We start from the raw sequence: 13,203 nt of genomic DNA on the forward strand, positions 1-13,203 counted from the left end.
CACTTCATGGTCTTCGCCGAGAGCTTCACCGCCGAGGTGATGTGCCGCTTCCTGGACCGGCTCGCCGGCCACTTCGACCACAAGGTCCATCTCGTGGTCGACGGGCACGCCGCCCATCGCTCCAGGAAGGTCCGCGACTGGCTCGCCGCCCACCTCGATGATGTCGAGCTGCATTTCCTGCCCCCGTACTCGCCCGAGCTGAATCCGGACGAGCTGGTCAACGCGGACCTCAAGCACAGCCTGCCCAAGCAGCACCGGGCCCGCGATCAGGCCGAACTCGCCGTCGAGACCCGCCGCTTCTTCCGCAGGCGACAGCGTCAGCCGCACATTGTCCGCGGCTACTTCGGCGGCCCGCACGTCCGCTACGTCCTGGACGAGAACCCCATGAGTTTCTGATCAATAGTAACGGAGAAGCACACCCGAACACGGCGCACGCCCGCCCCTCCGCGCAGTGCGTCTCCCGCAGAAAGCATGCCAGCCCAGACCGCACAAATGTTTCCGTAAAGGCGGCACGGTGAAGCCGAGCCTGGGGCTAACTCACAGCGCCAGGAGCAAACACGTGGGTAACCCGGTCTGCCACGGCTGCCGGTAGTACCAGCGTCGGCAGGGCTCTACGGTTCACGCCTATGACGAACTACGGTCCCCTTCACGCCGCCGTTGGGCCGCAGCGCCCGGGAGCAGGCGTCGCCCCAGGGCACCGGGCGGGAGGAGGTTGCCCGGGTCGCGGGCAGCTTGGCTGTGCGTCCGGGGTGGGTGGCAGTGAGGGCGGCCGCGTGTTCCTGGCCCCGTTCCGCCTGCGAGCCACGGGTCAGTACGACTAACTGTCGGCTGGCGGCGTGGCGTGCCGGGTTCTTCTCGGTGATCGGCACGATGAGGCGGGCAGCCCGGCACCGGATCGGGCGTGGTCCGGTTCGGCGAATCCGTGCCGGGCGTGTGTTCGGGATGAGAGGTTCGGAGGACGCAATGGTGGTCACTCGGCGAAAGGTCCTGTGGCACGGAGCGCAGGCCGTGGGTCTGGCCAGTGCAGGCTGGATCACTGAGGGTGTTACTCGGGCCGCGTCTGCGCGGCCTGTGCCCACCGGGGGAGGCAGCCTACCGGCCTCGGCGTGGCGAGAGCTCGAACGGGCGTTGAGCAGCGGAGCGGGGCCCTACCGGCCGGGCAGCGACGCGTATGACAGGTTGGTACTGCCGGACAACCGGCGCTACGCGGCGGTGCGGCCGGCGGGCATCGTCGCGTGCGCCACGGAGAAGGACGTGCGGACGGCTGTGGGCTGGACGGCCGATCACGGGATGCCGTTCGCCGTCCGCTCGGGTGGCCACAACTACGCCGGTTACTCGACCACCACGGGGCTGTTGATCAGCCTGCGCCGCATGCGCAGTGTGGTACCCAGCGGCCGCCGACTGGTCCTGGGCGGAGGGGCCACCAACTCCGACGTCTATGAGGCGAGAGCGGCCAATCTGTACTTCCCCGGCGGCCGTTGCCCCGGTGTGGGAGTGGCCGGGCTGGCCCTGGGCGGTGGCTTGGGTTTCAACGACCGCAAGTGGGGCCTGACGTGTGACCGGCTGGTGGAGACCCGCCTGGTGCTGGCCGACGGGTCCCTGGTGCGGGCCAGCGAGCGGGAGAACGCGGATCTGTTCTGGGCCTGCCGGGGTGGGGCCGGCGGGAACTTTGGTATCAACACCGGTTTCACCTTCGAGGCTGTCGATGTCTCCGCCCAGCGCGCCACCGTGTTCGACCTGACCTTTCCCGCCCGGCGGGGGGTCGAGGTGATGGACGCTGTACAGGATGCCCTGGCCGCAGACGAACACAACGCTTTCGACGTGCGTATCGGCTTCAAGAACGAAGGCAAAGGCATGGGTGGCACGCTGTGGCTGCTGGGCCAGCGCCTGGGTGACGAGGACGGGCTGCGCCGGGCGCTCGCGCCCGTACTGGCTCTGCGTCCGCAGAAGGCATTCGTGCAGGAGAGGCACTTCTGGGACGCCCAGGACTACTTGATGGAACTCCCCGGCCAGCCTGCGGCCAGCGCCTCCAAGTCACTGGTGCCGGACGACCGCATCGGCCGACCAGCCGTCGAGGACATCATCGGCTGGATCGAAGACTGGCAACCCGGACAGAAGGGCAACGCCGGCTACGTCACGCTGTTCGCAATGGGCGGCTCCAGCGCCCAGCCCGCGCCTGACGACACCGCCTACCCCCACCGTCAGGGGACGTTCGTCATCGATGTCGGCAGTCACTGGCATGTCGACACCCCCCAGCAGACCGTCGGCCGCCTTCTCGCTCAGCTGCGGACCATGCACCACACCCTGCGAGGCAGGCTGGAGACCTCCGCCGCATACGTCAACTTCCCCGACCCCGACCTGCGCGACTGGCAGCACGCCTACTACGGCGCCAACTACAAACGTCTCCTCGACGTCAAGCGCCACTACGACCCAACCCGCCTGTTCCGTTACGGCCAGAGCATCGACGTCACCGATACCACGGCATCGCACCCCTGACCTGGTTCTGGTCTCGGTTGGCCCGAAAACCGGCGGAGCGCGGGAGATGGGCTTCACCCGCGCCGTCGTTGACGCCCGGCACAGCATTGGCTACCAGCGAGTCGAACTCCACGATGCGGCGGTTACAGCCACTATGTGTCGGCACCTCGCTCGGCTTGGCGGCAGGGAACCGCGCCAAACTGAACAAACAGCCACCTGGCCGACGTGGTCCTCCACCGCGATCGGGACAAACTTCCTCGTGAGCGGTGGAGGCCGTCAAGGGATGTGCAATCAGTGCTTGAGCATTGAAATTTCCCCGTGATGCTGGACACTCGATGCTTGCGCTGTGAGGGCGTGTTGTTGCTCGTGCCGCTGCCGGGTCTCCAGCGGGGTGAGGTAGGCCCCGGACTGGTTGCCTCCGCAGCCGCTTGCGGTGATAGAAGGTTTCGATGAAGGTGAGGATCTCAGCGCGGGCAGTGGTCCGGTCGGGCCAGCGGCGGGTGCCGGTCTCCGCTTTCAGCAGCGCGAAGAAGCTCTCGTCGGCGGCATTGTCGTAGCACGAGCCGGTTCGTCCCATGCTCTGCCGCAACCCCAACCGGCTTATTTCCCGGCGGGTTTCGTCAGCGGTGTACTCCTTGGACTCAACCGGTCGTCGCAACACCAGCTTCCTGGAGGGATAGTAGGTGCTCGTTGAGGGCTTCGGCGGGGGTCTTCCAGGCGAGGGTCTTGCGGGGGCGGTTGTTGAGGGTGAAGGCGACGGCCTGGAGCTCGTCGATGCCCCAGCGCGACAGGTCCGTGCCCTTCGGAAAGTACTGCCGCAGTAGACCGTTCGTGTTCTCGTTGGTGCCGCGCTGCCAGGGACTGTGGGGATCGGCGAAGTAGACCTGGAGTCCGGCATCGACGCGGAGCTGGGCGTGCTGGGCCAGTTCCGTGCCCCGGTCCCACGTCAGTGACCTGCGTAGTTGCTCGGGCAAGGTCGTGATGGTGGCGGTGATCGCGTCTTTCACGGCCGCGGCGCCGCGGCCGGCCAGCGCGGGCCCGTTCTTGGTGCGTGGTTCGGTGCCGAAGCCTTCCACCCGGGGCAGGTGCAGCAGCATGGTGAACCGCGTACTGCGCTCGACCAGCGTGCCGATCGCGGACCGGCCGGTGCCGATGATGAGGTCACCTTCCCAGTGGCCTGGAACGGCACGGTCCTCGGCCTCGGCCGGCCGCTCGCTGATCAGCACGTCAGCGGTCACGTGGCCGCGGACGCTCTGCCTGGTGCGCTCCCGCGGGACACGCAGTGACCGTCCGGTGCGCAGGCAGGCGACGAGCTCACGCTTGAGGGCTCCGCGTCCCTGGACGTAAAGGGCCTGGTAGATCACTTCCGGGGAGATGCGCATGGACTCATCTTCGGGGAAGTCCACCGTGAGCCGCTGTGATATCTGTTCCGGGCTCCAGGAGGTCGCCCAGCGGCGGTCCTGACGGCGGGGCTTGTTCCGTCCCTGCCAGGGCGGCACCTGGGGACCCTCGACGACCCGGCCGTCCAGGGCGTGGACGACGTTCCCGGCCAGCCGGTCCTGCACGTACTCGCGCAGTCGCTCATCGGCCACCAGCTTCGCCGGCTTCGGCCGCTGAGCCCGCCGCTCGGCATGCCATTGCGCCAGCGAGGCCCGGTACTCCAGGTGGTAACTCCGCGTGGAGGCGTTGCGCCGCAGCTCCCGCGAGATCGTGGACGGCGAACGCCCCAGACACCGCGCGATCGCACGGACCCCGAAGTCCCGCGCACGCAGCAGAGCGATCTCCTCCCGCTCGGTGAACGAGAGGTAACGGCCGGAGACAGTCGGGGCGAGGCACGGATTCACCCCGCCAGCATGACGAAACCACCGCGACCCCACTGCAGGCGAGACCTCGATGACGGCTGCGGCGTCCACCGAACTCAGCCCCCGCGCGATCGCCTTCCAGAACCTGACCCGGTCCTCACGCCAGTCAACGCTCGGCCGCCCTGGCGAGGGCATCTGCCCGCGATACTCCCGCACCGCCCGCTGCCGATTCCCCACACCCATCACAAACCCCCAGCTCACGAAGGTGTTGCGACGACCGATTGAATCCGCCCTCCGCTCCGCGGTCCGAGTGCACGATGCAGCCGGGCCGGCGGCCGCTGCGGCCGGCGGCCATCGTCAGTGCGTCGCCCACCAGGGGCGCGCGATGGTGGTCGGCCATCGAGCAGCTGGCAATCTCGGGGGCCGCCAGGTCCAGTCGGGGCGGCTGGGTGGGTGGTCTTCTCCGCCTCGATGAACGCATACACGGCGTTCATCGATCGCTCTCCTTCGCGAAGAAGACCGCCACTTTTCGCAGCACCTCGATCGTCTCAGCCTGCTCACGGTTCTTCCGCCGCAGCCGACGCCGCTCCCCCGCTCCGCGCTCGTGAGTTTGCCCGGCCCCCTGGCCGCGGTCATATCGTGTCCTGCCTGACCCAGTTCCGCAGCCCCTCGCCGCTGACCCCGATCCCCCGGGCCGCTGAAGTTTCCCCGTGAAGGTGGGCACACGGTTATTGATCACCCGGCGAGCATGAGGTTTGACGCTGTGGTGTCGGCGTTCGTATTCGTCGGGGTTGAGGTGGTCGTTGGCGGAGTGCCGTCGACGGGTGTTGTAACGGATCAGCCAGGCGAAGACCGTCTTTCTGCAGGTGGTGGCGCCACCGCACTGCCGCACCGGTAGTCACCGGACGGGAACGCCCACGTCCAGAGACACGCCCCCCACACGTGTCCAGACAATCGGTGGACGGAGCGGCTACACCGTGCCGCCTGGCAGACCTGCCACGCGTGTGCACTGGAAGCTGTTGTCCTTAGCATGGTCACGACAACTTCTTCAGTCGTGGCACTGTCGGAGCAGGCCTTCCGCGCAGGGCGTGGCTGTGAACGGATTCTTCACTGGTGGTGTGCTGTACACCAGCCGAAAGGGCCTGCCTGTTTCGGTGAGCCCAGCTCCGGCGCTGCACCGTTGAGCTTTCCGTGTAGTGCGCCCGGCTCCTGCGCGTAGCCACCCGGGGACCGGGCTAACTTCCCATATGAGGATTATTTGACTACGGAGGGTTTGCATGGGTGGCAACGGGACGACATACAAGATCCATCCGGCGATCGGGATCGCCAGGGTCGGCAACAGCACCGAGGACTTCACAGGCCCCGAGGTTCCGGACCAGCCGACCAAACCACCCGGTTCCTACAAGGACACCGAGGACAAGGTCAAGCGGCAGGCGGCACGGTTCCGCGTCTACGAATACGACGCCGAGGGCACGCCGGTGCGCGAGGTCGCCCTCGGCCGGCACGGCGTCAAGGACGTGAAGTGGACGGTGCACCTGGCGAACAAGAAGGCCGCCTGGTACCAGTTCTACCTGCCGCTGGACGTCCCCGACGGCAGAAGACTGAAGAAGGAGCAGTACGGTCGGCGCAATCTCCACTTCCAGGGAGACCGCGGGCAGTTGGTCAACGACCCCGGGCCGCGCACCGTCTCGGCGGCCAGGAAAGAGAAGGCCCAGATCCTGGGCCAGATCGTCGGCCGGAAGACCAGATTGGGAGATCTGCGCGGTGAGCAGAGCGGCTCGCTGCTGGTGCTGGGGGGCATGGGCAAGTCCGGTTCCTGGGCCAGCCCGCCCCAGCCGATCACGGGGGTAGGAAACAACGACACCTGGTACGACGACATCTCCGACGGGCCCGTCACCGCGACGATCATTCTGGAAGGCGGGCAGGAGATCCAGGCTGCAGGGGCCTGGGCGGTGGTCGCGCCCCCGCACTACGCGCCCGCCGTCAAGACCATCCGCACCCTCTACGACCTGCTCCACGACATCTTCGTCACCAACGGCACCCTTCCCTACCCGGCGAAGATCACCTATGCCGAGCACATCGAGCCGATCCTTGCCCGCTTCTGCGGCCTGCAGTGGGTCAACCATGGTTTCGCCGCCCAGTTCGGCTGGGGCGCCCCCCACCACTTCCTGAACCCCACGATGCGCGAGCGACTGGCCGAACCGGGCGAGCGCAGCAAGGAACTTCGCACCCAGATCTACAACTCGCTGCGCGACTACGATCGGGACGGACGCTCCCCCGCCCCCTGGCCCTGGATCTACGGCGACGGCATGGCAGTGCCCCCCAGGTCGGACCTGCAGCACATGGCCCTTTCACCCACCCAGGACCGAATGCTCGCCCAGTGGGCCGCCGGACAGTTCACCCCGGGCGAGAAGAAGACCTACCAGACGCTCGCCGAAGCCCCCCTCCCGCAGCAGCCCGCCCTTCTGGACCGCGCCGCGCTGGAGAACTGCGCCGCCGACGCCTTCCACCCCGGTTGTGAGGTCACCTGGCCGATCCGCCACGACACCATGTACAGCGAGCCGTTCCGCATCCGGCACCGCACCCAGGCTGACGGCCCCGAACCCGACTACGGCCCCTACCTGACCCCCGACATCGCACTGTCGGCTCGCGGCCCGCTGTACGCGCAGAGCCCCGGCGCTCTGACCCGATGGATGGCCGCGCCCTGGCAGACCGACACAGCCGGCTGCCGCTCCGGCTACGAACTCGCCAGCAACATCGGCCCCCGCTACAGCCCCTACCTGCCGACCTTCTGGCCCGCCCAGGTCCCCAACCAAGTCCTCACCGCCGAGGACTTCGCCGTCGTCAACAAGAAGGGCAACGACACCGAACGGGCCAAGGCCTTCGAGCGGCGCGCGGTGTGGCTGCGCGGCCTCACCGCCAAGGGGAAACCCAAGCAACTCGAACAGATGACCCGCGACTGGTGGAAATTCGGAATTATCGAGGCCCACCCGTACACCGCCGGCGACGGAAAATTCCCCGCCACCATCCTGGTCGAGTCCACCCCGGGCGGCACCCTCAACAAGGCCAACCCCTACAACAACCTGATCAACGTACACGTCCCCCAAGCAGGCGTACCCGGCATCTCCGCCACCGAGGCCGACGCCGCCCTCACCCGCGCCATCGAGGTGGCGCTGGAGGACACCCCCTACCGCAAGGGCCAGGTGTCGGCCGGCTACCTGGAGAAGACGGACCCCTTCCAAGAATGGCAATGACCCCTCCCCGCGGTCGCTACGACGTCGTCGTCGCCGGCGGCGGACCCGCCGGGTGCGCCGCCGCCATCGCCCTGGCCCGGACCGGACACACCGTCCTGCTCGCCGACACGGGCACCAGGACTCCCAAGGTCGGTGAGCACCTGGTGTCGGTCGCCGGCCTGCTCCTGGACGACCTCGGCATCAAGGAACGCGTCCTGGGCAGCGGCCACCGCCCCTGCCACGCCACCCTGTCCGCCTGGGGCACGCCCGACCTGCACGCCACCGACGCCCTGCGCGACCCCTACGGTCACGGTTGGCATCTGGACCGCACCCTGTTCGACCGACGCCTGCGTACCGAGGCCCGCACGGCGGGCGCCCACGTCACCGAACGCACCGCCGTCCGAACCCCGCTGCGCACCCCCGAGGGCTGGCGCCTCGTCCTGCGCCACGCCGAGGGCGAGGACACGGTGCGCTGTGACTGGCTGATCGACGCCACCGGCCGCACCGCGGCGCTCGCCACCCGCCGCGGCGCACGCCGCCACACCCTCGACGGCCTCACCGCCACCTGCCTCACTCTGGACGCCGCCCCCGACTCGGTGGACGGCTGCTCCCTGGTGGAGGCCGCCACCGACGGCTGGTGGTACACCGCCCTGCTGCCCGACAACCGCCGCCTGGTGGTCCATTTCACCGACGCCGACCTGCCCGGCGCGGCGGGCACCACCGAGCAGTGGTACGAGCAGATGCTGGCCACCGCCCACTTGCGGGACCGGATCCTGTCGCACTCACCGACCGCAGGAAGCGCACCGCGCCGGGCCCCGGCCCACAGCGCGCGGCTGGACCGGGCGTGGGGCGACGGGTGGATCGCAGCCGGGGACGCCGCTGCCGCCTTCGACCCCCTGTCCTCCCAGGGCATCCTGACCGCCCTCACCACAGGACTGGCCGCCGCCCAGGCGCTCGACGCCCACCTGCGCGGCGACCCCACCGCCCTCACCCGGTACGGGCAGCAGGTGGACGCCGCCTACACCGCCTACCTGCACAACCACCGCATCGCCTACCGGCAGGAGACCCGCTGGGCCGACCACCCCTTCTGGGCCCGCCGCCACCTGGTCGGCCGCCTGACCGACCGTCCGAACAAGCAACCCCTCCAAGGAGTACCGGCATGACCACCACGTCCCAGACCCACACCGGATCCGGCAAGGACCGGCACGGCCACCGTTTCCTGCTCATCGGCGAGAAGACGGTTTTCGCCTACCACCTGGCGTTGTACTACGTGCCCGTCCACGCCTTCCAGATGATCACCAAGTTCGGCCTGGACGCGAAACTGCGAGAGCAGTACCTCAAGGACCTCGAAGCCCACCGGAAGGAGCGGGTGTACTACTCGCTGTTCTCCGAGGGCCACTGGCCGCTCAAGGAAATCGTCGACGGCACCCGCACCTCCCTGCCCGTCGAGCTCGAACGGGTGAATGTCGACACCAGCGGCAACCGGACCTTCACCACCCTCCTCGCCGCGACCACCGCCACCTGCCGCACGGAGGACGTCGTGCACTACCAGCCGCTCACCGCCACCACCTACCCCGACTACCTCACCTACCTGGCCTTCGGTGAGGGAGACGAGGTCCACCTCGCCCATCAGCTCGCCGCCCCCAAGAACTGGGACGAAGTCATCACCACCACCCAACCTCAGAGCTTCCAGCAGACCGACCTCACCCACGCGAAGGCCGTCACCATCCCCACCATCAAGGACTCCAAGGGCGTGCTCGACAAAAGCCCCCTGACCACGGGCCAGAAATACGAGGGCACGATCGACAGCCGCAAGGTTTCCTTCACCGCCGGCCGGCAGGGCTGGTGGAACCACACCAGCCTCAACAAGCGGTAAGCGAGCGTTTTCAGCGTTGACGCTGGGACTGACCCACAGGTCGCGGAGCGGGTCAGCCCTCACAGGTCAGTTCTTGCCGACGGTGGCGGGTCGGGCTTTCAACGCCATGCGCAGGCGCTCCGCGACGGGGTGGCAGCGCTGGACGAAACCAAGGCCCTGCATCTGGTCCAGGGGCAGTTGCCTGTGCTGGTCGGGCCACCGTTCGGAAGTCGTCCCGCCCAGGGGGCGCAGTCCGGCCCGGTTCATGTCCCACTCGACGCCCGCCAGGTAGTCCGCGTTGACGGGCAGCTCGCCGTTCGACTGCCAGATCACCCCGTCCAGCCGGATGGACAGGGTCGGGAATCCGAAGTGGGTCGTGGAAGGACCACAAAGTCGGGGCCGTGAAGCGGCATGCGCGCTCCGCAGGTGCCTTCCTGCTGGCTGGCAGAGATTCTAGACAATCCTCATCGTCCTCATGCAGGAGGCGTCTTCAGTCTTTTCTCCCGTACGTGTGCGGCCCCCCTCAGACCAGTTCGGGGGATGGCTGCGCGAGTTCGTCCGGCACACTCATGCAGGCGCGTGGAGGGGCGCTGACGACGGAGACGGTCTCGCTCCAGCGCGGCCGGTACTGGTTTTTGTAGGCGTGCTGGCCCGGGACGGTACGGCCCAGATCGAGGTACTCAAATCCCACTGTGGTCAGGTCCTGTGCGAGGTGGCGCAGCAGGGCGTGGCCGGGTGCGAGTTCTTTGTAATGGGGATGTAGGGCTGGTACGACGGAGTAAGCCCGGCGATGTCGTGTCAGGCAGAGTTGCGCGGCGACGACTTCGGTGTCCAGGGCGAGGGTGGCGATGAACGCTGTGTCCGGGCCGCACTGTTGCAGCACGGCCTGCCAGTGGGGTGCGTCGGGGGTGTGGGGTGAGCCAGGGGGCGGGGTGTGGCCGGCCCAGCGGCGCGCGTGCAGGCGGGTCAGGACAGCGTAGGCGGTGATTAGCTCGTCGCTGTCGCGGGTGCGGTGGTAGATCACCTCATGGCTTTGGGCGAGTTCGTCCCAGGTGCGTTGGCGTCGTTTGTGATCGCGTCTGGTCGAGCGGGACATCTCCTCATAGGCAAGAGGTAATGCGATCTCGGCGCAGTCGGTGACGCTGGTGTGCCAGAGTCCTGTTGGGGAAGTGTCGGTGGGCGTGAGGTGTCGGGCGAGGGTACCGGTTGTGGGCAAGCCTGCCAGTTCCACGTGGTGGCCCTTGTGCGCCAGGTCTTCGAGGTATCGGGCGAAGAACGCCGACACCTGTGGGTGCTCGGCTGCCGGGCCTACGGCCCGGGTGTACTCCCCCATGGGTGTGGACAGCGCGTACGTCCGCACCCGGGTGCCCTCGTGGTCGTGGACCAGCGCGAGAGCGGCGAGTACCTGCCGGGCAGGGTCCTCGCAGACGGCAACGACAGGGCGGGCGGTGGGCGGGAGTTGCTGCGCCCATCCGGTGAGCCACGACGGTGACTGGTAGGGGGTTGCTTCTGGGTCCTGTCGGTACAACTCTGCCCACGAGGAGGCTATGAAGGCGTCGGCAGTAGCCCCCTCAAGAGCACGCACGGTAAAATTCATGATCGTCTTCATTCTGTTCGGTCTCCAAATGGCGTCCGACCCCATGGTCAGGTCGCCATCACGGCAAATCGCCACAGCAAACCTGAATTCACCCGAACGGGTATTCCGTGGACGGTGATTGCTAAGCGCGACGTTCCGGGTGTCGCCGGCTCGCGGCGCGGGCAAGGCAGCCTTGTCGGCCGCCAGCGCAAGAAGGAGCTCGACGAGCAGTGGGCTGTGACCCAAGGCCCGGCGTGTGCCACACCCGAAGTTCATCGGCGTTCCGAAGAGCCCCTACCGCGCTGATCCTCTTCATAGCCCTCGTCGTCGCCAGGGTCCTCTTCTACCGGGGCTGCACGGTAAGACACCGCACAGCCGATCGACTCCGGCGGGGTCGGACAGGACCTTCTTGTCCAAGCCCGCGAATCTTGGGCATCAGCCGCGTGACGCCAAAAGTCGCGCTGTCGTGGACAGCGCCCGCCGGGCCCCGGGAACGTCATCCCCAGGGCACCGGGACCAACGGGCCGACCGCCAACGCCGCGGAAGTCGCGGCGGGACGGACGCGAGGGACTCACGGCGACGGCGGGCCCGCCCGAGCCCTCGGCAGCACGATGGCAAGCAGCCCCGTCCGGCGCCCTGCGGATCACATCCGGACCGCGCCGTCCGGTGTCGGCCGTTGGCTGCCCAGCCCCCCACGCTGGACGCCCGGTGTGATCACGTCGCGGTCGGCCACCGCAGATGGTCCTCGAGGGCCGAAGAGACCGCAGTCATGCAGGAGGGGAAGCAACGTTCTCCCTCCGCCCCGCCCCAAGGGCGGAGCGGACGCCGACCGCGTCAGCTGCCGTCCGCACAGGGAGGGTGCAATGTGCCGTCTTCGTGGCAGTGAGCCATCTGGCGATGTGCCACCCCATGACAGCCGCGAGGCCGGGGAGTACCACCGCCACGCCAGTGGCAAGCCCCAGCCACGAGCCGACAACCAGCGGGAACATAGTTCTCCCCTTCGCCCCTGACTGACACACTCCCACTGACACGAGGTCGACACATCGCAGCGACGAGCACCGGCAGTCCTGAGTACCCCAAACCCTGTTCAACGCCGAGCAGAAAGAAACGACATGACTGACCCTGTGATCGGCAATCCTCGTGCGCACACCTGGAACGCCGAGCAGTCCGCTCGATCGCCGCCTACGAGGCGGCGATCGAGGCGATCAACTGCGTGATCGGCGTGTACAGCGCCCTCATCGCCCACGCCGAGAAGCGCTCCGGCACAGCCAAAATCACCGAGTACAGGCGGCTGCGTGCCGAGTGCCAGCAGGAGCGCAGGGCGCTGCGGGCCGAGGACACCCAGAACGTCGCCCGCGTCCGCGCCGACTACGCCGCCCGGCTTCGCGAGCTGACGGAGGCCGGCGCGTGAGCCGGGGACTGTAAAACGTTCGGTGTAACTCCCGATCATGGAAGATGCATCGATGACCAGCAACAACGTGTCCGAGGCCGAGACCGTCGAGCCGTCTGAGGCGGTGCCGTCGAAGTCCATGGACGACCGGCTGATCGACGAGCTCGTGGGTCGGGCTCAGGCCGAGGGCCTGCGGCTGACTGGCGAGGGCGGACTGCTCCAGCAGCTGACCAAGCGGCTCCTGGAGTCCGCTGGCGAGATCACCGACCACCTCGGCTATGACAAACACGATCCTGCCGGGAAGAACGGCGGCAACTCCCGCGACGGCACCCGGGCCAAGACCGTGCTGACCGATGTCGGCCCGGTCGAGATAACCGTGCCCGGTGACCGCGAGGGCTCCTTCGAGCCGAAGATCGTCAAGAAGCGGCAGAAGCGCCTTTCCGGTGTGGACGAGATGATCATCTCGCTTGCCGCGAAGGGCCTGACCACCGGTGAGGTCCAGGCCCACCTGTCCGAGGTCTATGGCGCCGAGGTCTCCTGCCGGTGGCCGGGCTGATCGCGATGCGGCCCGGCTCCCGCACCCGGCTGTGCCACCACCTGCGCACCCACCCCGCTGGCAAGGGCAAACGCCGCAGCATGGCCGAGCGGGACTTCATTGCGCTGATCGACGGCGCCCACCAACTCGTCAAGGCGCCGATCGTGCTGGTGTGGGACCGTCTTAGGCACTGTTTCTCGGATCATGTTCGGAGCCAGATGATGAGGGCTGCGAGGGTGACGGTGCCGAGGTAGATGTAGGCGCGTTTCTCGTAGCGGGTGGCGACGGCGCGGAAGCCCTTCAGGCGGTTGATGGCTCGTTCGACGGTGTTGCGCTT

Annotated in this window: 9 protein-coding genes and 3 pseudogenes; 8 read left to right on the forward strand and 4 right to left on the reverse strand. The window is 67.9% G+C overall.

Annotation, left to right across the window (positions count from 1 at the left end):
* Positions 1 to 396 (forward strand): transposase (locus ACWD0Y_RS33975; protein ID WP_450264120.1); only part of this gene is annotated, 396 nt, incomplete at its 5' end.
* Between the two features lie 732 nt (positions 397 to 1,128).
* The gene (locus ACWD0Y_RS33980) at positions 1,129 to 2,496 is read left to right on the forward strand and encodes an FAD-binding oxidoreductase (RefSeq protein ID WP_450264121.1); all 1,368 of its coding nucleotides are present in this window, start codon (positions 1,129 to 1,131) and stop codon (positions 2,494 to 2,496) included.
* Between the two features lie 620 nt (positions 2,497 to 3,116).
* On the opposite strand, the gene ACWD0Y_RS33985 is transcribed toward ACWD0Y_RS33980, so the two are convergent.
* Entirely contained in the window at positions 3,117 to 4,520 is a 1,404-nt protein-coding gene (locus ACWD0Y_RS33985) for an IS30 family transposase (protein WP_450264122.1), read from the reverse strand.
* A 1,034-nt stretch (positions 4,521 to 5,554) separates the two neighbouring features.
* Between ACWD0Y_RS33985 and ACWD0Y_RS33990 the strand changes: the two genes are divergently transcribed.
* The 3 genes from ACWD0Y_RS33990 to ACWD0Y_RS34000 are packed head-to-tail and all read left to right on the forward strand — an operon-like array spanning position 5,555 to position 9,386.
* Entirely contained in the window at positions 5,555 to 7,531 is a 1,977-nt protein-coding gene (locus ACWD0Y_RS33990; RefSeq protein ID WP_450264123.1) for a LodA/GoxA family CTQ-dependent oxidase, read from the forward strand.
* Positions 7,528 to 8,673, forward strand: coding sequence for an NAD(P)/FAD-dependent oxidoreductase (locus ACWD0Y_RS33995; RefSeq protein ID WP_450264124.1), 1,146 nt, complete (start codon positions 7,528 to 7,530; stop codon positions 8,671 to 8,673). Before ACWD0Y_RS33990 ends, ACWD0Y_RS33995 begins: the two co-directional genes overlap by 4 nt.
* The gene (locus tag ACWD0Y_RS34000) at positions 8,670 to 9,386 is read left to right on the forward strand and encodes a hypothetical protein (RefSeq protein WP_450264125.1); all 717 of its coding nucleotides are present in this window, start codon (positions 8,670 to 8,672) and stop codon (positions 9,384 to 9,386) included. The genes ACWD0Y_RS33995 and ACWD0Y_RS34000 overlap by 4 nt, the downstream gene beginning before the upstream one ends.
* Positions 9,387 to 9,452: 66 nt before the next feature.
* Here the strand turns inward: ACWD0Y_RS34000 and ACWD0Y_RS34005 are convergent, their stop codons facing one another.
* Both ACWD0Y_RS34005 and ACWD0Y_RS34010 read right to left on the reverse strand, forming a co-directional pair.
* Positions 9,453 to 9,698, reverse strand: coding sequence for a hypothetical protein (locus ACWD0Y_RS34005; protein ID WP_450264126.1), 246 nt, complete (start codon positions 9,696 to 9,698; stop codon positions 9,453 to 9,455).
* A 190-nt stretch (positions 9,699 to 9,888) separates the two neighbouring features.
* Complete coding sequence (locus ACWD0Y_RS34010; RefSeq protein ID WP_450264127.1) at positions 9,889 to 10,974, reverse strand: GNAT family N-acetyltransferase; 1,086 nt, start codon at positions 10,972 to 10,974, stop codon at positions 9,889 to 9,891.
* Between the two features lie 1,180 nt (positions 10,975 to 12,154).
* Here ACWD0Y_RS34010 and ACWD0Y_RS34015 point away from each other — a divergent pair.
* From ACWD0Y_RS34015 to ACWD0Y_RS34025, 3 genes and pseudogenes are all read left to right on the forward strand, one after another.
* Positions 12,155 to 12,352 (forward strand): hypothetical protein, encoded by a 198-nt coding sequence (locus ACWD0Y_RS34015; RefSeq protein ID WP_450264128.1) that lies wholly within the window; start codon positions 12,155 to 12,157, stop codon positions 12,350 to 12,352.
* 118 nt (positions 12,353 to 12,470) lie between these two features.
* Positions 12,471 to 12,869: pseudogene (locus tag ACWD0Y_RS34020) on the forward strand (transposase); the annotation flags it as partial.
* Positions 12,857 to 13,111, forward strand: a pseudogene (locus ACWD0Y_RS34025) (IS630 family transposase); the annotation flags it as partial. The pseudogenes ACWD0Y_RS34020 and ACWD0Y_RS34025, both read left to right, overlap by 13 nt.
* On the opposite strand, the pseudogene ACWD0Y_RS34030 reads toward ACWD0Y_RS34025, so the two are convergent.
* A pseudogene (locus ACWD0Y_RS34030) lies at positions 13,069 to 13,203 on the reverse strand (IS5/IS1182 family transposase); the annotation flags it as partial. The pseudogenes ACWD0Y_RS34025 and ACWD0Y_RS34030 sit on opposite strands and share 43 nt — an antisense overlap.

Source organism: Streptomyces altiplanensis (assembly GCF_053591575.1).